The 24,838-nt window shown below is 66.0% G+C and carries 21 protein-coding genes; 10 read left to right on the forward strand and 11 right to left on the reverse strand.

Translation table 11 applies throughout. The annotated features are described in order from the left end of the window. Positions 1-80: 80 nt before the first annotated feature. From ASE22_RS11455 to ppsA, 5 genes are all read right to left on the reverse strand, one after another. Positions 81-323 carry a hypothetical protein gene (locus ASE22_RS11455; protein ID WP_056359157.1) on the reverse strand — a complete coding sequence of 81 codons (243 nt, stop codon included), beginning with the start codon at positions 321-323 and terminating at the stop codon, positions 81-83. A gap of 89 nt (positions 324-412) precedes the next feature. Beyond that, positions 413-1,114, reverse strand: coding sequence for an ABC transporter ATP-binding protein (locus ASE22_RS11460; RefSeq protein WP_056359160.1), 702 nt, complete (start codon positions 1,112-1,114; stop codon positions 413-415). Beyond that, a complete protein-coding gene (locus tag ASE22_RS11465; RefSeq protein WP_056359163.1) occupies positions 1,111-2,364 on the reverse strand; it encodes an ABC transporter permease in 1,254 nt (417 codons plus the stop codon). The genes ASE22_RS11460 and ASE22_RS11465 overlap by 4 nt, the downstream gene beginning before the upstream one ends. Then, the gene (locus tag ASE22_RS11470) at positions 2,361-3,368 is read right to left on the reverse strand and encodes an efflux RND transporter periplasmic adaptor subunit (RefSeq protein WP_056359166.1); all 1,008 of its coding nucleotides are present in this window, start codon (positions 3,366-3,368) and stop codon (positions 2,361-2,363) included. Before ASE22_RS11470 ends, ASE22_RS11465 begins: the two co-directional genes overlap by 4 nt. Positions 3,369-3,420: 52 nt before the next feature. Beyond that, on the reverse strand, positions 3,421-5,874 hold the full coding sequence (ppsA, locus tag ASE22_RS11475; protein ID WP_056359169.1) for a phosphoenolpyruvate synthase: 2,454 nt from the start codon (positions 5,872-5,874) through the stop codon (positions 3,421-3,423). 264 nt (positions 5,875-6,138) lie between these two features. Here ppsA and ASE22_RS11480 point away from each other — a divergent pair, with 264 nt between their 5' ends. From ASE22_RS11480 to ASE22_RS11515, 8 genes are all read left to right on the forward strand, one after another. Then, on the forward strand, positions 6,139-9,234 hold the full coding sequence (locus tag ASE22_RS11480; RefSeq protein ID WP_200933206.1) for a response regulator: 3,096 nt from the start codon (positions 6,139-6,141) through the stop codon (positions 9,232-9,234). Beyond that, the gene (locus ASE22_RS11485) at positions 9,231-10,091 is read left to right on the forward strand and encodes a CheR family methyltransferase (protein WP_414886669.1); all 861 of its coding nucleotides are present in this window, start codon (positions 9,231-9,233) and stop codon (positions 10,089-10,091) included. The genes ASE22_RS11480 and ASE22_RS11485 overlap by 4 nt, the downstream gene beginning before the upstream one ends. Next, positions 10,081-11,946 carry a response regulator gene (locus tag ASE22_RS11490; RefSeq protein WP_056359173.1) on the forward strand — a complete coding sequence of 622 codons (1,866 nt, stop codon included), beginning with the start codon at positions 10,081-10,083 and terminating at the stop codon, positions 11,944-11,946. The genes ASE22_RS11485 and ASE22_RS11490 overlap by 11 nt, the downstream gene beginning before the upstream one ends. Positions 11,947-12,252: 306 nt before the next feature. Then, on the forward strand, positions 12,253-12,681 hold the full coding sequence (locus ASE22_RS11495; protein WP_056359175.1) for a MarR family winged helix-turn-helix transcriptional regulator: 429 nt from the start codon (positions 12,253-12,255) through the stop codon (positions 12,679-12,681). Positions 12,682-12,945: 264 nt separating this feature from the next. Beyond that, positions 12,946-13,305, forward strand: coding sequence for a DUF4168 domain-containing protein (locus tag ASE22_RS11500; protein WP_162248248.1), 360 nt, complete (start codon positions 12,946-12,948; stop codon positions 13,303-13,305). Between the two features lie 74 nt (positions 13,306-13,379). Next, the gene (locus ASE22_RS11505; RefSeq protein WP_056359183.1) at positions 13,380-13,571 is read left to right on the forward strand and encodes a hypothetical protein; all 192 of its coding nucleotides are present in this window, start codon (positions 13,380-13,382) and stop codon (positions 13,569-13,571) included. Between the two features lie 82 nt (positions 13,572-13,653). After that, positions 13,654-14,787 (forward strand): mechanosensitive ion channel family protein, encoded by a 1,134-nt coding sequence (locus ASE22_RS11510; RefSeq protein WP_082545615.1) that lies wholly within the window; start codon positions 13,654-13,656, stop codon positions 14,785-14,787. A gap of 52 nt (positions 14,788-14,839) precedes the next feature. Continuing rightward, positions 14,840-15,088 carry a hypothetical protein gene (locus tag ASE22_RS11515; protein WP_235538153.1) on the forward strand — a complete coding sequence of 83 codons (249 nt, stop codon included), beginning with the start codon at positions 14,840-14,842 and terminating at the stop codon, positions 15,086-15,088. A gap of 22 nt (positions 15,089-15,110) precedes the next feature. Here the strand turns inward: ASE22_RS11515 and ASE22_RS11520 are convergent, their stop codons facing one another. The 4 genes from ASE22_RS11520 to ASE22_RS11535 form a co-directional block, all read right to left on the reverse strand. Beyond that, positions 15,111-16,436, reverse strand: coding sequence for a chloride channel protein (locus ASE22_RS11520; RefSeq protein ID WP_056359188.1), 1,326 nt, complete (start codon positions 16,434-16,436; stop codon positions 15,111-15,113). After that, positions 16,433-17,644 (reverse strand): hypothetical protein, encoded by a 1,212-nt coding sequence (locus ASE22_RS11525; RefSeq protein ID WP_056359191.1) that lies wholly within the window; start codon positions 17,642-17,644, stop codon positions 16,433-16,435. The genes ASE22_RS11520 and ASE22_RS11525 overlap by 4 nt, the downstream gene beginning before the upstream one ends. A 154-nt stretch (positions 17,645-17,798) precedes the next feature. Further along, entirely contained in the window at positions 17,799-19,514 is a 1,716-nt protein-coding gene (locus tag ASE22_RS11530) for an SLC13 family permease (protein ID WP_056359194.1), read from the reverse strand. Between the two features lie 100 nt (positions 19,515-19,614). Next, positions 19,615-21,180, reverse strand: coding sequence for a DUF389 domain-containing protein (locus ASE22_RS11535; protein ID WP_056359197.1), 1,566 nt, complete (start codon positions 21,178-21,180; stop codon positions 19,615-19,617). A gap of 327 nt (positions 21,181-21,507) precedes the next feature. On the opposite strand from ASE22_RS11535, the gene ASE22_RS11540 reads away from it, so the two are divergent. Next, positions 21,508-22,083: a DUF305 domain-containing protein gene (locus ASE22_RS11540; protein WP_056361085.1), complete on the forward strand. Its 576-nt coding sequence runs from the start codon at positions 21,508-21,510 to the stop codon at positions 22,081-22,083. Next, complete coding sequence (locus ASE22_RS27865; protein ID WP_268796353.1) at positions 22,080-22,211, forward strand: hypothetical protein; 132 nt, start codon at positions 22,080-22,082, stop codon at positions 22,209-22,211. Before ASE22_RS11540 ends, ASE22_RS27865 begins: the two co-directional genes overlap by 4 nt. 96 nt (positions 22,212-22,307) lie before the next feature. Here ASE22_RS27865 and ASE22_RS11545 read toward each other — a convergent pair whose 3' ends face one another. Next, a complete protein-coding gene (locus ASE22_RS11545) occupies positions 22,308-23,822 on the reverse strand; it encodes a catalase (protein WP_056359200.1) in 1,515 nt (504 codons plus the stop codon). 147 nt (positions 23,823-23,969) lie between these two features. Then, positions 23,970-24,752 (reverse strand): universal stress protein, encoded by a 783-nt coding sequence (locus ASE22_RS11550; protein ID WP_056361088.1) that lies wholly within the window; start codon positions 24,750-24,752, stop codon positions 23,970-23,972. Positions 24,753-24,838: the final 86 nt, after the last annotated feature.

Here is a 24,838-nt window from a genome sequence, read left to right on the forward strand (position 1 = left end):
CATGGCCGCTGCAGCCGGTGCCAGCTATCTGCAGAGCTGCGCGTCGAAAATGTGGCCATCTTCCCGCTTCTCCCCGACGATCAGGCGAACAGCCATTGTTCGCTCTCGACCTCGATCTCCGGCGGGACGGCGAGTTGATCATGCGGCGCATGGCAGGCCGTATGCCGGACGGACGGCATCGTCGCCGCAGCATCCAGCATCAGACAGAACCAATGGCCCCCGATGGTCATTGGCAAATGCCAGAATTTCAGGAGCGACGATGCCGCCTCTAGCAGGTCCGCGACAGCGGCCTTCGTGGATCGGCTGGTCATGACGGCCTCCATTGCGAGTCCGTGGTCAGCTTAGGTCGATAGAGTCAGCGGCCCCATTGGTAACTGTACCTAAGGCCGGAGCGGCAGGAAACCGATGGGCTTCAAGCCCGGCTCGCAGGGGTCCGATCGATCGCGACGATCTTGCCGTCGAGCATCGACACGCGGACGTCGGCCGCCGCCGCAACGGCGAGATCGTGCGTCACGCAGACGACCGCCCGCCCCTGATCATGGGCGAGCGCACGGAAGGATTGGACGACGCGCGCGCTGTTCTGACTGTCAAGGTTGCCGGTCGGCTCGTCTCCGAGAATCAGCGCGGGATCGTTCGCCAGGGCGCGGGCGATCGCGACGCGCTGTCGTTCGCCGCCCGAGAGGCGATCGGACGTCTTTGTAGCCTTTCCCTCCAGTCCCTGGCTGCCCAACAGCGACAGCGCCCGGGCTTCGGTCGCGGCATGATCGAGGCGGCCCAGGCGGCGGATCGGAAGCATGACGTTCTCGAGGGCCGTGAACTCGGGCAGCAGAAAATGAAACTGGAAGACGAAGCCGAACCGCTCGAGCCTGAGCCGCGCCCGCGCATCGCCGTCGAGCGCACTCACGTCGCCGCCGTCGAGCAGCAGCGTTCCGCTCGTCGGGCGATCGATCAGGCCGAGGAGGTAGAGCAGCGACGACTTGCCACAGCCCGAGGGGCCGACGATGGCGGTAAAGGTTCCGGCTTCGACGGCGAGGCTGACATCGGAGACGAGCACCACCGGCGGATCTCCGGCCAGCCGCCGCCCCAGCTGCCGGGCTTCGAGCAACACGCTCATGCGGCGCCGCGCAGAATATCGACGGGATCGACCCGCGCCGCCTTGCGCGCCGGCAGCCAGGCCGCGATTGCGCCGGCCACCAGCGAGGCTCCGGCGGCGATCGCATATTGGCGCACGCCCCGGTCGAGCGGCAGGTGCTCGATTTCGCCGGCGATCGGGAATTTGAGCGACGTCAGGATCGCCATCAGGCCGTAACCGAGCAGCCACCCTGATAGCACCCCGACGACCGCAAGGATCAGACCTTCGGTGACGAAGATCAGCTGCAGGTCGAGCTCGGAGAAACCGATCGAGCGCAGGATAGCAATGTCGCGCCGCTTGTCGGCTACGCTGTTCGAGACCACGGTGTAGATGCCGAAACTCGCCACCAGGAGGATCGCCGAGACGACGCTGTACATGATCACGTTGCGGGTCACGAGCAGCGACAGGATGTCGGCCGAGCGTTCCTGCCAGCTTTCCGCCTTGTACCCGAACCGCGCTTCGATCCCGGCAGCGACCTGCTGGGCCTCGTAGGGGTCGGAAAGACGGATGCCGATGCGATTGATGATGAAAGGCCGCCCCAGCAGGGACTGTGCCTCGCGCAGCAGCATATACCCAAAGGATGGCCCAAGCTGCGACTGGCCCCGCTTGAACAGGCCGACGATGCGCAACGAGCGGGTCGCCCCCGACGCCGAGGTGGCGGCGATGATATCGCCGACGCCGATGCCCAGGCGCTCGGCGAGATCCTCGCCGACGATGATGCCACCCTGAACGCTTTCGAGGTCGCGCAGATGGCCGACGCGCAGATTGTCTTCGATCGTGCTGATCTTGCTCTCGATATCCGGTTCGACGCCGACGATCGAAAGGGCTTCCTCGCGACCACCCAGCCGCAGCGTGATACCACCGGTCAGACTGGGCGAGCCAAGGCCCCCCGGGATGGCGTTTGCCATCGCGAGGATCGCGGGCCAGCCCTTCAGCCCCCGCACCTCGGTGCGGACCTTGTAGCCGCGCAACGCCGCCACGCCGCCAGGCACGGCGCGGACGCCGGGTTGCGGTGGACGGCTGCGCAGCTCGTCGGACACGATGATATGCGGCGCCGCGTCGATGAGCTGGCGTATGAAGTCGTTCTGGCTCCCGACCATCAGCGCGGATACTGCCAGAAAGAAACCCACCCCCACAGCCACGCCGCTGACCGCCACCAGCGTCTGCCTACGCCTGCGCGAGATGTGCTTGAGCGCGATGTCGAGCAACAAGCCCCACCGAACGCCCGTCATGTCGCCCCGCCGGCGCGGACGCGATCGCCCTCGGCCAGATCGGACGGCGGATCGGCGACGATCCAGTCGCCCGGGCGCACGCCCGACCGAGCCTCCGTGGTCGTGCGATCGACAAGGCCGGTCCGGACCGCCCGACGATGGGCGCGTCCGGCCTCGACGATCCATATATGACCCGCCGAGACGGCGGCCGATGGAACGAGCACCGCTCTTTCGACCCTGTCGGTGACGATGTTCACCTCGAGCGTGAGCCCCATCGGCAAGGCCGCCGCTTGGTCCAGCGCCAGCCGCACGCGAAAGGCGCGCTGGGTCGGGTCGCCGCCGGGGGTCAGCGCACGAACGCGACCGCGCAGGATGCGACCGGGCCAGGCGTCGCTCGACATGAGCGCCTGCTGGCCGACCCGGATACGCGGCACGTCGCGTTCATCGACCGTCGCGGTAACCCGGATGCGCGCCGGATCGCCGAGCAGCATGAGGACGCGCGATGGCGTGGCAAGCTCTCCGGGTTCGACATCTCGCTTGAGCACCATCCCGGCGATGCCGGCACGGATGACGTTCTGGCCGACATGGGCCCGGGCCGTCCGCTCGGCGGCGCGTGCGGCATCCGCTGTAGTGACGGCTTCGTCGCGGGCAGCGCGCGTGACCCATCCCTGCGCGAACAACGTGGTGATCCGTCGCTCGGCGAGTTCGCTGCCGCGGCTCTGTGCCCGCGCTTGCGCAAGAAGGCCGCGCTGATCCTCGTCGTCGAGAATGACAAGCGGCTGTCCGCGGCGAACCCTGTCGCCCTCGTCAACGAGCACGCTGACCACCGGCGCCGTCAATCGCGCCGCGACCGAGACCGGTTGGTCGGCCTCCACGAAGCCCGTCGCATAGACGAGTTCGACAGCCGGGCCGATTCTGGCGCGCGTGAGGACGAGTTCGCGCGGCTGGACCCACCAGATGAAATAGCCGCCGAGCAGGGCCGCCAGGACAAGCGACAGCCAGAGCCATTTGCGTGCCTTGCTCATGCCAGAACACTAGGTCGCGTGGATGCTTCGGATGAGGCAAGCGTCCCGCATGTCACTGATGCACGGGGATCAGACGGGCGGCCGGCGCCTGCGAAGCTTCGGCGGCTTCGATTGGGACCGAGCCCGCCGCTTCGAAACCGCGCGCCAGGAAACCCGGGACGCTGTCCGGATTGAGGCTGATGCTGTCGATGCCCTTCGCGACCAGCCAGTCGGCGAAGGCCGGCTTGTCGGACGGCCCCTGCCCGCACAGGCCACAGGAGAGACCGTGGCGGTGGGCGCCCGCGATGACCTCCTCGATAAGCCGCAGCACTGCGGGATCCTGCTCATCGAAATCGGCGGCGAGAATCGCAGAATCCCGATCCACTCCGAGCGTGAGCTGAGTGAGGTCGTTGGAGCCGATCGAGAAACCGTCGAACAATTCGGCAAAGGCATCCACCGAAAGCGCGTTGCTGGGAATCTCGGCCATGGCATATATCTTCAGGCCATTGACGCTGCTCCTCACGAGGCCGTTTTCCGCCATCGCCGCCAGCACGCGCCTGCCTTCCGAAACGCGCCGGCAAAACGGAATCATGACAATGACATTGTCGAGCCCCATCTCGTTCCTGACCCGCGCAAGGGCTCGGCATTCCAGCGCGAACGCCGGGCCGTAGTCCGGGTGTACGTAGCGCGACGCGCCGCGGAACCCGATCATCGGGTTGTCCTCCGTCCTTTCGAAATCCGCGCCGCCCAGCAAGGCGCGATACTCGTTGGTCTTGAAGTCCGAGGTGCGGACGACGACCGGCCGGGGATAGAAGGCGGCCGCAATGACCCCCACGCCTTCGGCGAGCCGCTGCTCGAAGAAGTCCGCACCATCGCGATATCCGGAGGTAAGCGCCGCGATTTTTCGCCGAACCACTGCATCGGCGATGCGTTCGGGGGCGACCAGGGCCATCGGATGCACCCCTATCGACTGGGTGATGATGAACTCGATCCGCGCAAGGCCGACGCCGTCGACCGGCAAGGCCGCCGTGCGGAACGCCTTGGCGGGATCGGCGACGTTGACCAGGATCCTGGGCCGATCGGGCCGATCGCCGCGGATCGCGATCGGCTCGGCCACGAAAGGTAGCCGCCCCTGGCGAATCCGCCCGGTTTCGCCCTCGCCGCAGCACACCGTCACGATGTCTCCATCGGCCAGTTTCATGCGCGCACCGGCCACGCCGACGATGGCCGGGATGCCAAGCTCGCGGGCGATGATGGCGGCATGGCAGGTGCGGCCGCCATGCTCGGTGACGATCGCCGCCGCGCGCCGCATTACCGGCTCCCAGTCCGGCGAGGTGGTTTGCGCAACGAGGACGTCGCCGGGCCGCACCGTTTCGAGACCATGGGCGTCCTGTACGATCCGGACCGTCCCCGCTGCGATGCGCTCGCCGACGGCCTGACCGGTGGCGATGATCGGACCATCGCCCTGGAGGCGGTACCGCAGCGCCTCTGCCTCGACGGCGCCGCCATGTACCGTCTCAGGCCGTGCCTGGATGATATAAAGGCGTCCGCTGCGGCCATCCTTGGCCCATTCGATATCCATCGGCGTATCCTTGCCCGCGCGACGGCTGTAATGCGCTTCGATGGCGATCGCCTTGCCGGCGAGAGAAAGGATTTCGGCGTCGTCGAGGCATGCTGCGTGCCGCGCCGCGAGGCGCGGACTGATCGTTCGCACGCCGCCCCGTTCGCGGACCATCCGCACCTGCTTCGCACCGATCCTATGCCGCAACACGGCGCGAAAACCCTTGTTGAAGGTGGTCTTGTGAACAAGGAACTCATCGGGGTCGGCGATGCCTTGGACGATCGTTTCGCCGAGGCCGAGCACGCCCGTCACCATGACGACATCTCGACAGCCACTCTCGGTGTCGAGCGTGAAGATCACCCCCGAGGCGCCCGCGCTCGCGTCGACCATGAGCTGGACGGCGACCGAGAGCGCGACCTTGTCATGGGCGAAACCCTTGGTGTTGCGGTAGGAGATGGCGCGCTCGGTGAACAGCGATGACAGGCATCGGCGAACGGCGGCCTCCAGGGGTTGCTCGCCGCATATGTTGAGGAAGCTGTCGTGCAGCCCGGCGAACGAGGCACCCGGCAGGTCCTCGGCGGTGGCGCTGCTCCGCACCGCGACCGGGACGGCCCGGCCGCCGCCCAACCGCCGATAGGCTGCGGCAACCGCGGCGGAAAGTCCGTCGGGCCAGTCCGCAGCCTCGACCATCACGCGCAGCCGTCGAGAGGCGTCGGCTCCGTCCGCGGAGTTCGACCAATCGGTCTCGGCGAGAATCTTCGCCATGTCGCCGGCCAGTCCGTTCGTCGTGATGATCTCGCGAAACGCGGTGGCGGTGATGGCGAAGCCGTCGGGTACGGCCGCATGTTCGGAGAGCGCATGGCGCAACTCCCCCAGCGCCGCGGTTTTTCCGCCGACGAGCCCGACGTCGTCCAGTCCGACCTCATCGAACGTCCGGAGCCACCGGCCCGTGATTTCCTCGCGCATCGCTCGGCCCTCTTCAGCGGAAGCCGAAACCTAGGCGCGGGGCGGCGCGGCACCATTCGTAGCTGTACGTAGCCCCGCTGTTCCCCAGGCGCTTCCCTCGCGCAACTATATCGCATCCCGATATATATCAGATGTACCCAGTCCACTTTTGTGTATAATTCCCGGGGCAAGCGCTCATTATCCTGTATGGAACGGCGCGATCCCGCTGTAGTCGCAACGTCGACCGCTCCAGGGAGCAGGTGGAGATTTCAACCAGGGAAGACTATGCACGGTACCGGACAATCCAAATTCTCCATCTGGCTTTATCCTGCGCTCGCGCTTCTGCTCGCCCTGCCCTTCGCTTCGGACCTCGTCTTCCCGCTCGGCACCGCGGTCTGGGTCGCCTATCTCCTTCCGGTCGTCCTGGCCTATGTCGGCCAGCGCTCGCAGCTACCCCCCGTCGTGGCCGCGCTGGCGACGCTGTTGACGACCCTGGGATTTTCCATGGCGCCCGCGGGCGTCGATCCGCAGGTCGCGATCGTAAACCGCAGCCTCGGCGTCGCCGTGTGCTGGATGCTTGCAGCCATCGGCTATCTCTTCATCCGCAATCGGCTGGCCATCCGGCGGGAAGAATGGTTGCAGCGGGGACAGGTCGGCCTTGCCGATGCCGTCAGCGGCGAGCTTCCTCTCGATGCGCTTGCCGACAAGGCCCTGGGGTTCCTCGCGGATTATCTCAAGGCGCAGGCAGGGGCACTCTTCATCAGCAATGGTGACGGCTTCCGGCGCTACGCGACCTATGCCGTTCCGGCGGATGCCAAAGTGCCCGAGCAGTTTCGTCCCGGCGACGGCCTCCTGGGCCAGGCGGTGACCGATCGGCGGCATTTCCTGCTCGGCGACGTGCCCGACGGCTATCTTTATTACGGGTCGGCCCTGGGGGAGGCGAAACCCGGGTCGATCGTGGTTGCGGTGACGCGGGCCGACGGCGCGGTAAACGCCGTGCTCGAACTGGGACTGACGGCGAAATCGGGTGCGGATGCGCTTGCGCTTCTCGACCGGATCTCGGGTCAGCTCGGCGTGTCCATCCGCTCGGGAAAGTACCGCGCCCGGCTGCGCGAACTCCTCGAGGAAACGCAGCAGCAGGCCGAGGAACTGCAGACGCAGAGCGAGGAGCTGCGCGCGAACAACGACGAACTCGAGACGCAGAGCCGCCAGCTCCAGGAATCGCAGGCCAGGCTCGAAGCCCAGCAGAGCGAGCTCGAACAGACGAACGTGCAGCTGGAAGAGCAGGCCCGCCAGTTGGAGGCCCAGCGCGACAACCTGACGCGCGCGCAGGTTTCGCTGAAGACGCAGGCCGGCGAGTTGGAACAGGCGAGCCGGTACAAGTCCGAATTTCTCGCCAATATGAGCCACGAACTGCGTACGCCGCTCAATTCGCTGCTCATCATGGCGCGGCTTCTGGCGGAAAACCGCGCCGGCAACCTGTCCGACGAACAGGTTCGCCACGCGGAGACGATCGAGACCTCCGGCAACGATCTTCTGACGCTGATCAACGATATCCTCGACATTTCCAAGATCGAGGCCGGCAAGCTCGATCTGCAGATACGGCCCGTCCGCATCGCCGCGATGCTGGAGAAGCTCGAGGCCGTGTTCGCGCCTTCGGCCGCGTCGAAGGGCCTCGCCTTCACCGTCGGCGCCGATGACGACGCGCCGGCCGAGCTGGAGACGGACCCGCAGCGCCTCGAGCAGGTGCTGAAGAACTTCCTGTCCAACGCGATCAAGTTCACCGAGACCGGCGCCGTGTCGATTCAGGTCCAAGCCAGGCCTGATGCACGCCTCGCCTTCGTCGTTCGCGATACGGGCCTGGGGATCGCGCCGGATCAGCAGCAGGCGATTTTCGAGGCCTTTCGCCAGGCGGACGGAACGATCAGCCGGAAATATGGCGGAACGGGGCTTGGCCTGTCGATCTCCCGCGAACTCGCCCGCCTGCTCGGCGGCGACGTCGACGTCGAGAGCGTCGAAGGCAGCGGCAGCGCCTTCTCCCTCGTTCTTCCGGTCGATTTCGACCACAGCGCAAGGTCCCCGGAGATCCGCGAGAGGCCCAGGCCCACGCGGTCGACGCCACCCGTTTCCAGCCCTCGCCCCGGGCGCGCCACGGTCGCCACGCCGGACGATCGCGAGCAGCTCGCCGGCGATGCGCGCGTGATCCTGATCGTCGAGGACGATCCGGTGTTCGCCGGGATCCTTGGCGATCTGGCGCGGGAGCTAGGCTTCCAGTATCTGATCGCCGGCACGGCGGACGAGGGCGCACTGATGGCCCGGCAATATGTGCCCAACGCCGTCATCCTCGACATGAACCTGCCGGACCATACCGGCCTCTCGGTGCTCGACCGGATCAAGCGCGACGTACGTACGCGGCATATTCCGGTGCATGTCGTCTCGGTCGATGACGATAGTCAGGCGGCGATGTCGAGCGGAGCCATCGGCTATCTGTTCAAGCCGGTGAAACGCGAAGCGCTGGTCGATATGCTCGAGGGGCTAGAGGCGCGGATGGCCCAGCGGATGCGCCGGGTGCTGGTCGTCGAGGACGACGCCCAGCAGGCCGAGAGCGTGAAGCTGCTCCTCGCGTCGCGCGACGTCGAGACGGTCGAAGCGCATTCGGCGGCCGAATGCTTCGCCATGCTGGGGCGCGACACCTTCGACTGCATGGTGCTCGATCTCAACCTGCCCGACACGTCCGGCTTCGACCTGCTGGAGCGGCTGAGCGCCGATGAGTCCGTCGGTTTCCCGCCGGTCATCGTCTACACCGGCCGCGATCTCAGCCATGACGAGGAGCTGCAGCTGCGCCGCTACTCCAAGTCGATCATCGTGAAGGGCGCCAGGTCGCCCGAGCGCCTGCTCGATGAGGTGACGCTGTTCCTCCATCAGGTCGTTTCCGACCTGCCGGAGTCCCAGCAGGCGCTGATCGTCAAATCGCTCAACCGCGATGCGGCGCTCGACGGGCGGCATATTCTCGTCGTCGAGGACGATATTCGGAACGTTTATGCGCTGACCAGCATTTTCGAGCCGCATGGCTCGATCGTCCACATTGCCCGCAACGGCCGCGAAGCCCTCCAGGCGCTCGACGATGCGGCGCGTGGTCTTTCCGAACCGATCGATCTTGTGCTGATGGACGTGATGATGCCGGAGATGGACGGGCTGACCGCCACCCGTGAGATCCGATCGCGTGCCTGGGGGGCATCGCTTCCGATCATCGCGCTGACGGCCAAGGCGATGGCGCGCGACCAGCAGGAATGTCTCGAGGCCGGCGCCAACGATTATCTCGCCAAGCCGCTCGACGTCGACAAGCTGCTCAGCCTCGCGCGCGTCTGGATGCCGCGATGAACGACGTCTACGCCGCGCACGAGGATCTCGAACTCGAGCTGCTCCTCGAAGCGATCTGGCGACACCATCATTACGACTTTCGCGGCTATTCGCGCAGCTCGCTTCACCGGCGCCTGGCCCGCGCGCAACAGCGCTTCGGCTGCGACAGCCTCTCCCATCTCCAGCATCGCCTGCTGCGCGAGGCCGAGCTTTTCCCCGAACTGATGTCGTTCCTGACGATACAGGTCAGCGAGATGTTCCGCGATCCCGGCTATTTCCGGGCCCTGCGGGAACAGGTCATTCCGCACCTCAAGACCTATCCTTCCCTCAAGATATGGATTGCCGGCTGCGCCAATGGCGAGGAGTTCTATTCGCTCGCGATCCTTTTCCGCGAGGAGGGCCTGGAAGATCGGACGATCTTCTATTGCACCGACATCAGCCCGGCCGCGCTGCAGAAGGCCGAAGCCGGCGTCTACGAACTCGATCGCGTCCGTCAGTTTTCGGAAAATCACCTCCTCGCCGGCGGCAAGACGTCGCTCGCCGACTATTATACGGCGGCCTACGGGGGGGCGGTTTTCGACAAGTCGTTACGCCGTCGCGCGGTGTTCGCTGAACATAATCTCGCGAGTGATCACGTCTTTGCGGAAGTCCAGCTGGTATCAAGCCGCAACGTGCTGATCTATTTCGATCGAGACCTTCAGGACCGTGCGCTTGGCCTGTTCGGCGACACGCTCGTGCGCGGTGGCTTCCTTGGTCTTGGCTCGAAGGAATCGCTGCGCTTCTCGCGCTACTCGGAACTCTTCGACGATTTCGAGGAGCGCGAGAAAATCTATCGACGCAATCTGATCGGTACGGGGGCGATTGGTCATGCAGCATGAATCGGTGAAGGTCCTCGCCGTCGACGATGTCGAGGAGAATTTGACGGCACTGGAGGCACTGCTGAAGGAAGAAGGTGTCGAGCTCATCAAGGCACGTTCGGGCCCGCAAGCGCTGGAGCTCCTGCTGCTCCACGATGTCGCCCTCGCCCTGCTCGACGTCCAAATGCCCGTCATGGACGGGTTCGAGCTCGCCGAGCTGATGCGCGGCACCGAGCGGACCCGTCGGGTACCGATCATCTTCCTGACTGCCGTAGCGACCGACGAGGGCCGTCGTTTCCGAGGCTATGAGGCGGGCGCGGTCGACTATCTCCTGAAGCCGGTGAACGCCAACATCCTTCGCAACAAGGTGCGCATCTTCGCCGAATTGTTCCAGTATCGACAGGAGCTCGCGCGTCAGCGAGACGACAATGCGTCCGCCCTCGCCCGCCTCCACGCCCATCGCGACAATTCGCCGCTCGCCATCGTCGAACTGGATGCCGGCCAGCATATCATCGGCTGGTGGAACGGCGCGGAACGCATGTTCGGATGGCGCGCGGCCGAGGTCGCCGGCTTCAAGGCTCGCGAGATCGGATGGCTCGATCCGCAGGACGAGGACGTCTTCGCGGACATGATCGAGAACATGATAGGTGGCGGTCGGCCGCGTACCATGGAGGTCCTGCGCATGCGGACCGCGGAAGGAATATCGCTCGATTGCGAATGCTATTGCTCCGCGCTGCTCGACGGCCGCGGACGGCTCGTCTCGGTCAATGTCCAGATTTTGGACGTCACCGAGCGAAAACGGGCGGAGGATACCCAGAAACTGCTGATCGGTGAGCTCAACCATCGGGTGAAGAACACCTTGGCGTCGGTCCAGGCGATCGCGATGCAGACGCTGCGCCACTCCTCGGGTCCATCCGATTTTGCCCCGACCTTCACGGGGCGGATCCATGCCTTGGCACGCGCCCACTCCCTGCTGAGCAACTCGACCTGGCAGGGTGCGGGCCTGCGCGAACTGATCGATGGGCAAATAGACATCGGCACGATCAACCCCGAGCAGCTGGTCATCGAAGGGCTCGATCTCAACCTCGCGCCGGAACTCGCCTTGCATCTCGCGATGATCCTCCACGAACTGGTTACCAATGCCCACAAATATGGCGCGCTTTCGATGCCCGAAGGCGTGGTTTCGCTGATATGGAGTGCCAGTGACGATCAGCTGGTCCTGCGCTGGACCGAACGTGGCGGGCCGCCGGTGCAGGCGCCGAGCCGCAGGGGGTTCGGCACTGCGCTGATCGAGCGGAGCCTGAAAGCCGAGGGGGGAAGCGCGGTACCGGACTATGCCGTGGAAGGTATCGGCTGGACGCTGACCTTGCCGCATCGGTCGCGGACGATTCGCAGCGGCGCGGAGGATCCGGCGCGCTATGGGGCGAGCGCGGAGACGTCGATATCGATCGAGGCGCTGCGCGGCAGCCGCTTCATCGTGATCGAAGACGAACCGCTCGTGACGATGGAGATCGCGAACCTGCTGGAGGATGCCGGTGCCACGATCGTCGCCACGGCAGCGACGGAGCCCGAGGCTCTCGTCGCGATCGAGGGCGTCGTCTGCGATGCGGCGCTGCTGGACGGCAATCTGCAAGGCGAACTCGTCGACAAGATCGCTGATGCGCTTTCGGAGAGGAACATCCCGTTCCTGTTCGTCACTGGCTACGGGCGCGATCATCTTCCCGCCGCATTCGCCGAGCGACCGCTCATCCTCAAACCGTTCAACGCTGCGATGCTCCTGGCGCAGGCGGCACAGCTGCTCGCCGCGGAGCCGGACCACCGCTCGCACGGCATCGAGCGGCCCGATCCGGCGCAGACAGTAGGCGAGCCGATCTGAAGCCGTCGCAAGCTCGCCGATGAGGCGGCACGGTGTCCCCCTCTCCCTGCCAGGCTGCGGCCGCCCTCATGCGACCGGCATGGCGGAGCCCATTCCCGACAGATGGAGCAAACCGTGGCCTTGCGCCCAGGGTCGATCGCCCTTCAGACATCGTGACCGTCCCTGACCCTGTGCCCGATTGCCGCATCGGCGGCCCATGGTCGGAACGGACCGAGCTCCTGATGGTCAGCAGCGTGGTGGCCGAACCGAAGCGCTTGACGGCAGAGCGGGGAACGCGTTGATGCTCGCGACCCTGTGGAGCATCGAATGGCCAGAAAGAAGGACGAGCATCCCCCCGTCAGCCAGGTGGATTATGAGACGCTCGCCGCCTTCCGCTTCGAACTGAGGCGTTTCCTCAATTTCAGCGAGCAGGCTGCCAAGGCTCTCGGCATGACCCCGCAGCAGCATCAGAGCCTGCTCGCGATCCGTGCGGCGCCCGGACGAAGGCTGACCATCGGCGACCTCGCCGATCAGCTCTTCGTGCAGCCGCACACCGCGAGCGAGCTCGCCGAACGCATGACGGCGATGGGGTGGCTGGAACGGCATCCCGCCCCGCAGGACCGGCGGCGGGTCATGCTCGGACTGACTGCCCAGTCGGAAGCGATACTGGCGCAAATGTCGGCCACGCACCGCGGCGAGGTCCTCCGCATCCGCTCGACGCTGACCGAATTGCTGGATCGCCTCGGCGACGGCTAGGCGCCCGCATCGTGGGATGCGACGAAAAGACCATCCCAGACCGCCGTGAATGCCCGCCAATCGACGCAAGCATCCCCGCACCGACCAATAATGGCGGTGCTGCCGGAACCTGATGTCGCCATTGCAGTTTTCTGATGCGAGCATATATCGCATAACGATATATGCATGGCCAATTCGGGAGGTTCGATTGAGACATGGCATGCTCGCCACCGCGGTTGGTTCTCGACCATCTCCGGCTAAACGTCCCGAGACATCGCCATGGCCATGACCAAATGTCTCATCGGCCCGGCAGCCGCTTTTTCAGCAGTCGTCTGGCCCGCTGCGATCCCGGCGCAAGACGCCCCTCTCAACCCCAGCTATTCGCAGCGGGACATACACCAATATGCCTCGGCCCTGTTCGAGATCCTCGCCGTGCGCCGGGTCGCGGACGGCCGCTTGAAGGCGGCGCCTGCTGCCGAACGACCATTGATCCAGCGCCAGGCGCAGACGGCCATGACGACCATCCTGGCCAAGCATGGTCTCGATGAGGCGAGCTTCAACCGCATCACGGCCGAGGTCCAACGCCGTCCGGCGCTGCGACGCGACGTACGTCAGCAGGTGATGCGCGAAGGCGTCGGCTTCTAACGCTTTACGGGTATCTTCGTGAGCGACCTTGTCACACCGCGCCGGCGCGTTCGGCGCGCGAGAAAGGCCAGGACATGATCTATCTGTGTGCGATCGCCTTGCTGGCGACGAGCGCTGCTCTCATCTGGTTGCTCGGACTGCTGATGGAGCGCGGCCGCGTCAGGGATATGCGGACGCTGCTCCTTTTCGTCGGCTTGGCGCTCCTTCCCGGCTGTTTCGGGCTGGCCTTCGTCTTTCTGCGCGATCTCGTGCTGCGATCTTACTGAGGGATCCGGCCGTTCGAACGAACGAATTGCCATCTGCCACGGCCCAACCGTCCCAAGGCTACACGCACGAAAGGGCACTATCATGATCGAGACCTTCGTCGCCCGAATCGGACTTCCGCCGGCGATGGGGCAGATCCTCGCCGCCGCGCTGGCGCTGCTGGTCGCCGTCGTTATCGCGCTTGCCGTGCATGCAGCGGCGCTCGGGGCCATCCGCCGCCTCGCGCGCCGGACCGCGAGCAGCGCCGACGACATGGTCATCACGCGGATCGCCGGCCCGACCCGATGGATCATGATCGCCGTCGCCATGAGCTTCGCCCAGCGCGGCGTGGCGTTGAGCGGATGGGCGGCGGGGTTGTGGCAGCAGGCGGCGGGCTTCGTCCTGCCCGGCCTGCTGGGCTGGCTCGCGATCGCGATCATAAGCGCGATGCGCGACATCTCGATCGCGCGCAGCGACATCAGCGTCGCCGACAATCTCCAGGCACGACGACGTCGAACGCGCGTCACGATCCTGACCCGCATCGCCATCTTCATCGCTGTCTTCCTGACGATCTGCATGATGCTGCTCAGCATTCCCGGCATCCGCAGCGTCGGCGTGACGCTCATGGCGTCGGCGGGGCTTGCCGGGCTCGCGGTCGGCGCTGCCGCGCAGCCCGCGCTGAAGAACCTCATCGCCGGTATCCAGCTCGCCTTCACCGAGCCGATACGGATCGACGATGTCGTCATCGTCGACGGCGAATGGGGCCGGATCGAGGATATCCGGCTGACCTTCGTCACCATCAGGATCTGGGACGATCGCCGCCTCATCGTTCCGGTGAGCAAGTTTCTCGAGGAAAGCTTTCAGAACTGGACGCGCGCAAGCGCGCAGTTGCTGGGCTCGGTCTTCCTGCATGTCGACCCTTCTGCCGACGTGCAACGCATCCGGGATGCGGCAAAGACCTATATCGAAGCCAGCCAGCGGTGGGATCGGCGCTTCTGGAATCTTCAGGTGACCGATGCCAAGCCGCACAGCCTCGAACTGCGCGTCCTGATGACGGCGGCCGATGCGTCGACAGCGTTCGACCTGCGGTGCGAGATACGCGAAGCGCTCGCCCGCTACATCGCCGAGGAGCAACCCGAGGCCATCGTGCGCCACCGTCTCGCCGGCACGGTGGATCGTCCCGGGCCCGTCCGGGACGACGGCGAAGGCGGGCCGTCATCGGCGGGGACGGCGAATTGATGAGGAGAGATGCAAAATGCTCGTATTGCTCGCGTCCGTGCTTTCATCGACGATGATCGTCGGCACGCCGCAATCTACCGACGAAAGCTTCCGCGACGCCCTGGTCCGCGTGGTGGGCGATCTGGATTCGGGATTCGTCTGCCCGCAGTTCCTTGGGTCCGATACAGCGCGCCAGCAGGAGATCGAGGCATTCGCTACAGCGCTGGCCGAGATCGGCGTCAGCTACGACGATGCCCTCGAGATCCGCACCCGCCTGCTCGCCCGTCACCGCTGTATTCCGAAGCCGGGCGACGACGCCTGACCCGCGCCGGCGAGAGCGAACCCTAGCGGCCGGCCGGCAGGTCCGGCGGATCGCCGAGCGCGAACCGCCGGGACAGGCCGTGGTAGAGCCGTTCCTTGCACACCAGTTGGCCCGCGAAATCGGCGACCAGCGCCGAAGCGAGCAGCGGCATCATCAGCCCGCGGCTGGCGGTCGTCTCGGAAATGATGATCACCGCGGTCAGCGGCGCCCGGACGACTCCGGTGAAATAGGCGACCATGCCGAGGAGAACGATCGCGCCTGGCGGATAGGTGGGGAAAATGCTGCGCAGCATATCCCCGATACCGGCCCCGACCGAGAGCGACGGGGCGAAGATGCCTCCCGGCATCCCGGAGACGGCGGTCGAGAGGGTCGCGGCGAATTTCGCTGCCCCGAACCATAAGGGGACATCCGATCCGGCGATCACGGCATTGGCGGCCTGATAGCCCGTACCCCAGGTGAGACCGGTCGCCACGCCCAGCACCGCGACGACCAGGCCGCAGCTGCCGGCCAGGATCACCGGCCGTGCCCGCAACCAGCCGAGCGGAGCGAAGCTGGTCGTCGCCAGGCCGAGCATCATCCGCGAGAACAGCCCGCCGGCCATGCCGCCGAGGAGCCCCGCGACGGGCGCCGCGATGAGCGCCTGCTGGACGCCCAAGGTCTGCCGCATCACGCCGAAGTAGATATAATCACCGGCCAGGCCCAGGCTGACCATGCCGGCGATGAGAACCGCGGCCATGACGAGCAAGGTCATCCGCTGTTCATAGGCCGACGCGAGTTCCTCGATGGCGAACGCAACCCCCGCGAGCGGCGTATTGAACGCCGCCGCGACACCCGCCGCCCCGCCTGCGATATAGACCGAGGCGCGCAGCGGAATCGCCAGCAGCCGATGCGCATAGCCCATGATCGAGGCCGCGATCTGGACCGTGGGACCTTCACGGCCCACCGATGCGCCGACCAGCAGCCCGCCGATCGTCAGGAAGAATTTCACGAACACGGTCCGGCCGGCGACGAGTTCCTTCATCCCGCGATCAGGATCGCGGGCAGCGGCGATGACCTGAGGGATCCCCGATCCGCTCGCGGTCGGCGCAAGCGACCGGGTCAGCCAGACCAGGCCGGCAAAGCCGGCGGGCGTCACCACGAGCGGCGCCCACCACCAGCGCTGGGCCATCGCCAGGAACTGCGTCCCCGCCCAGTCGGAAAGCCGGGCGAACAGCAGGGCGATCAGACCGATCAGGATCGCGCCGCCCAGAATGGCGATCCGGCGGCGCCAGACCACGGCCTCGGGACCGTGGCGGCGGAGAAGCGCGCGGGCGCGGCGCGGCGTGAGACGGGTCCGGCGCATCCTCATCCCTCCGCCGGCGCGCCAATCAGGGTCGCTACGAGGCAAATCACCCCCACCACCGCGAAGCCGATATAATGTCTGGGCGTACCGACGCCGGTTCTTCGCGCGACGATGAAGGCGAGCGCGCATTGCAGGGCATAAAAAAGTGCGAACGCCCGCGACGAAATGGCGACCACCTCGAACGGATCGGTGAGCCATACGACGGCGATCGCAAGCGCCCCGGCCAGGGCGAACGCCAGTTCGACGCTCAATTTGCGCTGGGTGACTTCGCTCATCAACCCCCCTGAACCGATCGAATCCGCCACCGCTGCGCTGAGCTGGCTCGAAAGCGCTCCGACCAGGACGAATACGCCGAGAGCCGGGGCGACCATGGTCATGATATCGAGGATGCCCGCCACGCCTTCCGCTTCGGCCGCCCGGCCCAGAAAGGGCGTCAGAAGCGCCAGAAAGGCGAGATAGATCGCCGACGCGATCCACTGGGCGTGGCGCATGGTCCGTATTCGCAGTTGCTGGTCATAGGCGTGACCAAGATAGCGCGACGTTTCGAAGCCCTGGACCGTGATGACGAGTCCGAGCAGCAAGGGAATGCTTGCCCAGCCTATCTGTGCCGGCGGTAGCGGATCGGCCGTGGCGCCGGTGAGCCACCAGCAGGCGAGCCCCGCGAGGAGCCCGGCAATGATGCCGATCTTGAGCGAAACCGTGCCGTGGGCGAGATGCTCGACTCGGCGCAGGCCGTTGCCGAAGGCAAGCGCCACTATGGCCAGGACGATGAGGGTGACGATGCCGTTGGAGGCAAGGCCGTGCCAGGCGGGAGCGATGCCGATAGGCTTGAGAAGAAACTCCGCGAGAAGCTTCAGATAATAGGCGACCGAGATCGCATAGGCCAGCGCGAGCACCCCCTGCGTCGCGCGGGCAAGCCAGACGACCCGGTCGTTCCTGGACGCGCCGGCCAGATAATTCTCGACGTGGATGATGTTGAACCGGATGACCGCGCCCGCCCCATAGGCGATCAGAAGCAGCGCCGCCTCGGCGATGATCGCCGCCCGCCCGAATTCCCGGGCCAGGATCGGTCCGCAGATCAGGAAGCCGCTACCGATGATCGAGGCCAGCGGGGTTACCGTCGCCCGCCAGCTTTCCGACCGCGCGAACTTGCCGAAGGCCAGAAACGCGGTGACGAGAAGCGCGCAGAGGAACGCCACGGCGGTGATCATCATGGATTAATCTCCGGTCGGCGCCCGACCGGTCCGGCGCACCAATACATAAATCTCGATGGCCTCTTAACGCGCTCTCGACCTGGAAGAAACCTTCTGATCGCCCCCGGCCAGGATGGCGACGGCGGCGCCTCGCGCCGCAATGGAGCCCGCCGCATCAGCGATAGAGAAAACCCAGCGTCACGGCGGCCGTCGCGACGACGATCACGACCAAGGCTGCGCCCATGCGGGCATAGTCCGTGAAGCGGTAGCCGCCCGGTCCCATGACCAGCAGGTTGTTCTGGTGACCGATCGGCGTCAGGAAGTCCGACGAGGCACCGATAAGCACGGCCAGCAGCGCGGCATCCGGGCTGACGCCGAGGAGGCGCGCGACGTCGATGGCCAGTGGTCCCATGATCACGGCGGTCGCGACGTTGTTGAGGAAGATCGACAGCAGCATCGTGACGGCGCACAGCACGGCCAGCACGGCGACGAGCGGCAGGTCGGCCAGCACCGAGCCCAGCCACTGCGCGGCGATCGCGGCCGCCCCGCTGTCGTCGAAGCTCTGCCCGACCGGGATCATGGCGGCCAGCAGGACGATCACCGTCCAGTCAATCGACCGGTAGATCTCCTCCGCCGGCAGCAGGCGCAACCCCGCCAGAAGTGCCGCCGCGCCGAGGAAAGCGATCGCGGGCGACAGTCCACCGATCACGATCGCCGCGATCGATATCCCGAAGATCGCGAGGATCGCGGCCGAGCGGGCCGGCGCCACCGGCACGGGATCGAGCCGATCGATTTCGAGGAGACGCGCCCGGGCGATGAAACGGGCGAGGTCGTCCGGCCTGCCCCGCAGATAGAGCTGGTCTCCCGCTCGGATGCGCATGCGCACGAGGGGCTGCTTTTCACGCGCGACGCGGGGCCCGACCGCCACGACCTCGATCTGGTCGTCGGTCTGGGTCCGGACCTGGTCGTAGCCGAGATTGATCAATAGCGAGCCGTGCGCCACCGCGACCCGGGCGGTGACCGCATCGGCCGCCGGTGCGAGCTGTGCGGCGGTCTCGAGACCGGTTCGCTCGGCAACGGTCCATTGGTTGGCGCGCGACATGACCAGCAACCGGTCACCCGGACGCAAGGCGCCGAGGGAAGCCGCCCCTTCGCGAAATTGGGCGAGCAGCCGGGCCCGCGCGCCGCGCAGCCGATCCAGCAGGTCGTCCCAGCCGCCCTCGGCGAGCGGCACGGTCAGTTCGAACACGCGCCACGGCGGGCGCTTGACCTGCTCCGCGCTGCGCCGGATCGGCAGCAGCCGCCATCCGATCCACGCCAGATAGACGAGCCCCAGCAGCGACACCGCAACTCCCACCGGAGTCATCGTGAAGAAGCCGAACGGCGCGCCGATCTCGGTTTCCCGCACCGACGACAGGATCAGATTCGCCGGCGTGCCGATCAGGGTCGTCATGCCCCCGAGGATGGTCGCGAAAGCGAGCGGCATGAGCGTCGCGGTCGGTGGCAGCCGGCTGTCGCGGGCGATCTCGGTCGCGATGGGCATGGTGATGACGAGCGCGGCGATATTGTTCATGAAGGCCGACAGCAGCATGGCCACGGCGAGAAGCGCGGTCAGCCGAAAGACGAAGCCGGCGTGCTCCGGAATCATCATCTTCGCCATCGCGGACGCGACGCCCGAGAGTTCCACGGCGCGGCCGACCACGAGAACCGCCGCCACCGCCAGCACCGCAGGATCGGCAAAGCCGAGAAAGGCCTTGGCCGGCGTCACCAGTCCCACGGCTAGACAGGCGAACAGGGCGATCAGCGCGACGAGATCGTGCCGCACCTTCTCGCTGACGAACAGGACGAGGGTGATCCCGAGGATCAACGCGCTCAGCGCGGCGGGCGTCATACGGTCTTCGACATGGAGTCGTTCGGCACGCGATGGCCGGGAAACCGGCCGATATGCGCGGGATCGGCGCGGTACCGAAGCGGCTTCAATGCGTCGTCGATCATGGCACGGCCGCCGATGGGGCGGCGGTCAGGCGGAAGGACTGGCCGGAAGCCGGCGCCGTCGTGGCTTCGACACCCTGGCTACGCAATAGCTGCGCGATGACCAGGGCGCGCCGCTGCGACAGGATCGGATTCTCCGGCGCGGTTTCGGGAAGGCCCGGTACCGAAAGCGAGCGGATGTTCCAGCGTCGCGCCGCCCAGGCCGATGTCAACACGGCCTCGCGAGCCGGTATATCGAGCGTGTCGACATTGTCGGCGAAAGCGATGGGCGGCAGTGGGCCCTGCGGCGGCGTGATCGTGATCGCCCAGTCGTCGACATCCTGCTGCGCGCGAAGCTCCAGCGCGCGATAGGTGGCGACGGTCGCGCCCGGCAATGGCGCCGCGATCACGGTCGCACGCCTGTGATCCCGATCGATGGTGACCGCCTCGGGCGCTACGCCCGCGGCGAGGCCCAGCATCCGCGCCAATATGCCGATCCGCGCCGTTTGCTCGGCGGCGGCGGCGCCGGCCTGCCGCAACTCCTCGCGCTGGGCATCGATGGGTCCGGCGCCAGCCTCCAGAAGCACCTGGTCGAGCTGCAGGCGAACGGATTGACCGAGGCGCTTTTCAAGCGCGGCCTGCAACGCGAGCGTAGGCTGCATGCCGACACGCGGCGTGATCACGACCGAACGGACCAGGATCGGTTGGGATGCGAAATCGACGTCGAGCTGGGTAACACGCGCGCGCGCGCCGAAGCGATCGGAGAGGAACGAGCGAACCTGCGTCACCGTCACCGCCTCGGTCGCGATCTGTTTGAGCGATAAGCCAAGGGGCACCGCCATGACGATGAAGACCAGGGTCAGCACGATGGTCTGCGCCCAGCTCTGCTGGCTCGAGAGGAAATGTCCGAAGCCGTAGAGACGCGCCATGACGGTGGCCGACAGCGCGATCGTCACGAAGTTGGTCACGAACAGGGCGAAGGCGCCCGCCAGAACCGGCAGGTTCCAGGTCGCGAGGCCATAGCCCACGACAGCGAGCGGCGGCATCAAGGCCGTCGCGATCGCGACACCGACCACCGTGTCGCCACGGCCCCGAATGATCGCGAAGGTGCCGGCGAGCGCCGCGAACAGCGCGACCGCCAAATCGAACAGATTGGGCCGCGTCCGGGCGATGATTTCCGAGGTTGGCGCTTGAAGCGGCGAGAGCGCCACGATCAGCGCCGTGAAAGCGATGGCACAGGCCGATCCCGCCGCCAGCGCGATCAGCGCGCGACGCATCTCGGCGAAGTCGAACAGGGCGAGACTGAAGCCGAGACCGAGAATCGGGCTCATCAGCGGCGAGATCAGCATCGCCCCGATCACGACCGCCGGCGACGACAGGAGGAGGCCCAGCACGGCGATCCCGGCCGACATCATCGTCATGAACAGGTAGCGCGGCGACCAGCCGCTTTCATCGACGATCCTCTCGATGATCGCCTGATGGTCGATCTTGCCGACGACCGAACTCCGCCACCAGCGATAGAGCGCTACATGTTCGAGATTGTCGCGGGCGATGGCCCACCCCCTGCCCTGAACGTCGTCCGCCATATGCGCTCCCCACCGCATCGCGGCTTCATGTTTAACGATCACGATAATCCGTGCCCGCTCAACGCGCCAGCTACAGATCGGTGTCAGCCAGCCCGCTTCCCACCACCGCCGCGAGATCCAGCCGCCACCCGGCTCGTCTTAGCGAGACGGATACCATCGCAAAGCGACATTTTTCCCGGAACGGGGGGCTCGCAAAGCGGTTTGTCAGATAGGCGGAGCCGGCGCTTCGCTTCCCGGCCGCGCGCCGTCATCGGCCATCGTCCGGAATGGACAGGAGGATGAACCATGGATCCGCGCCGCAACGATCAGGATGGTCGGAGGACGAGCATGAGCTATTCCCGCTTCGCCTTCATGGTTGCCGCTTCGACGATCGTGATGTTCGGCCTCATGTATCTGAACACCTATGCCTGGAGCCACGTCGAATATAGCCAGACGCGAATGTGGATGGCGGTCGTCATGGGCGCCGCTATGGCTGCCCTCATGCTGGGCTTCATGTGGGGCATGTATCGCAATCTCCGGCTCAACATCGCGATCCTGATCATGAGCGGCGCAGCCCTCTCGATTGCATTGTGGCTCGTCCGCAGCCAGGCTACCGTCGACGATATCTCTTATATGAAGGCGATGATCCCGCATCACTCGATCGCGATCATGACGAGCGAGCGGGCGCATATCCGGGATCCCGAGGTGCGGCGCTTGGCCGACGGTATCATCGACGCCCAGATCCGTGAGATCGTCCAGATGAAGAGGCTCATAGCGAAGCTCGAGGCGAAGCCGACCCCCAAGGGCGCCGTCGACCTACCGTCCTACCGCGACCGCGGCGCTTCCCCGCCGGCGCCGCAATCCGATGCCAGCACGGGCATAGATACAAGGCGACCGCTGGACCAGGTATCCTTGGACCGTTGAAGCCGCCGCTGCGCGATGACACCGCCTATCTGTTCGACAACGCGTCGGGATCGGCCGATCCGATCACCGGCATCGTCGCCGCCTTCGATACGACAGCGACGTCGATCGACCAGTTCGACTTCGCCTGAGCCGGCGGCCCCGGTCCGTCGACCGTAGCGACATATGAAAGAGGGAGGAAAGCCTCCGCTTCCCTCCCCCTTGTTCCACGCCGAATGCGGCGCGGCTCAGTCGGCTAGTTCAGGCTCGGCGGGCAGGTCTGACGGCGCCTTCACCGACATGCCGAGCGCCTGGGCCACCCCCGCGCCATAGGCCGGGTCGCACCGGGTGCAGTTGTCGATGTGCCGCTGCTTGATGAAGGCGGGCGCGTCGCCCATCGCGCGGGCGGTGTTGTCGAACAGCACCTGCTGCTGGGCCGGGGTCATCAACTGGAACAGCTTGCGCGGCTGGGTGAAATAATCGTCGTCATCCTCGCGGAAGTTCCAGAAATCGGCATTGCCGTCGATCTTCAGCGGCGGTTCGCGGAAGTCGGGCTGGTCGACCCACTGCCCGAAGCTGTTCGGCTGATAGTGCGGCAGGCCGCCATAATTGCCGTCGACCCGGCCCTGGCCGTCGCGGTGGTTGCTGAACACCGGGCAACGCGGGGCATTGACCGGGATCTGGTGGTGGTTGACGCCGAGCCGGTAGCGCTGCGCGTCCGAATAGGCAAACAGCCGCGACTGGAGCATCTTGTCGGGCGAGACGCCGATGCCGGGGACGAGGTTCGACGGCGCGAACGCGCTTTGTTCGACGTCCTGGAAGAAGTTCTCCGGATTGCGGTTGAGCTCGAACTCGCCCACCTCGATCAGCGGATAGTCCGACTTGTACCAGACCTTGGTGAGGTCGAACGGATGGACATGATAGGTTTCGGCGTCCTTTTCCGGCATAACCTGGATGTACATCGTCCATTTTGGGAAATCGCCGCGCTCGATCGCCTCGTAGAGATCGCGCTGGTTGCTCTCGCGATCCCCGGCGACGACGGCCGCCGCCTCGGCGTCGGTCAGGTTCTCGATCCCCTGCCTGGTCTTGAAGTGGAACTTGACCCAGAAGCGCTCGCCCGCGTCGTTGTAGAAACTGTAGGTGTGCGATCCGAAGCCGTGCATGTGGCGATAGCTCTTCGGGATGCCGCGGTCCGACATTACGATCGTCACCTGGTGAAGCGCCTCGGGCAGCAGCGTCCAGAAGTCCCAGTTGTTGGTGGCCGAGCGCATGTTGGTGCGCGGGTCGCGCTTCACCGCCTTGTTGAGGTCCGGGAATTTGCGGGAATCGCGCAGGAAGAAGACCGGCGTATTATTGCCGACCATGTCCCAATTGCCTTCCTCGGTGTAGAATTTCAGTGCGAAGCCGCGGATGTCGCGCTCGGCATCGGCCGCGCCGCGCTCACCGGCGACGGTGGTGAAGCGCGCGAACATCTCGGTCGTCTTGCCGACCTGAGCGAAGATCTTCGCGCGGGTGTAGCGGCTGATGTCGTTGGTGACGGTGAAGGTACCGAAGGCGCCCGATCCCTTGGCGTGCATGCGCCGCTCGGGAATGACCTCGCGGTTGAGATTGGCCAGCTTCTCCAGCAGCCACACATCCTGCATCAGCAGTGGACCGCGCGGACCGGCGCTGAGGCTGTTCTGGTTGTCGACGACGGGAGCGCCAAAGGCGGTCGTCAGATGGGTCACCGGGCATTTGCCGGCATCCTGCGAATTGTCGGACATGTCGATCCCTCCTTCCACGCGAGTCATTATTCATAACGGGGGCGTAAGACAGGGTTAGGTCAATCGACAGGGGCCCGTAAAACGGATCGATTCGTCTACGGTGATCGCTTTTCCCGATCACGCGACGTCGCCGGCACCGGGCGGGCGTCAATGCGCCATTAGAAGCGGCACCGGGCTTTTCGACAGCAGACCGCGCGAAACCCCGCCGAACAGCGCTTCCATAAGTCGAGACCGGCCGAAGCCGCCCATGACCAGATAATCGGCGCGGCGTTCGCCGATCGCGGCGAGGATGATTTGCGCCGCCTCTCCCTGCGCCGCCGTTTCGAGGATGACGAGCGGATGAATGCCGTGCCGCGACAGGAAGCTCGCCGCCTCGCCCGCCGGAACGCGGATCGACCCGTCGTCGACCTGCAGGATCATGACATGCTCGGCCAGTTTCAGAAGCGGGACCGCCGCCCGGAGCGCCGCCTCGGCTTCCGGCGATCCGTCCCACGCCACCAGCACGCGACCGTTCACATCGACTCCACGGGTCGGGTCGGACACCGCGAGAACGGGCGCGCCGCTCTCGAGCACCAGCCCGGCGGCGGCGCCGTGCGGATCGCGGTCGACGACGATTAGGTCGGCGATCGCCGAGGCGTCGCGCAGGCAACGGACCGGTTCGCCCGTCATGTCTAGCCAGTTCCAGGAGACATCCTCCTTGGCCAGGCGCTGCTCGAGCGCCACGCGGTTCGCGGCCTCCCTGCTCCGTTCCTCGGCCAGCACCATCGCGCTTCCGGCGCCACCGTCCCACAATTCGGCAGGCGTCTCCGGCAGGAGGACGACGTCGATGCAGGTCAGGTGTCCTTCCAGAGCGCGGGTCACGTCCAGCGCCGCCTGGAACCGCGCCTCCTGACCCTCGTCGTCATGAATCAGCACAAGGATGTTCTTCATCGCCACCTCCATCGTCCGTCCGGCCCCGTGCTAGGTGGCGGCGGCCAGCGTCGACATTGTGGACTATACGGATGCGTGGCTATACG

Origin of the sequence: Sphingomonas sp. Root720, from assembly GCF_001428605.1 — a bacterium.
Classification (GTDB): Bacteria; Pseudomonadota; Alphaproteobacteria; order Sphingomonadales; family Sphingomonadaceae; genus Rhizorhabdus.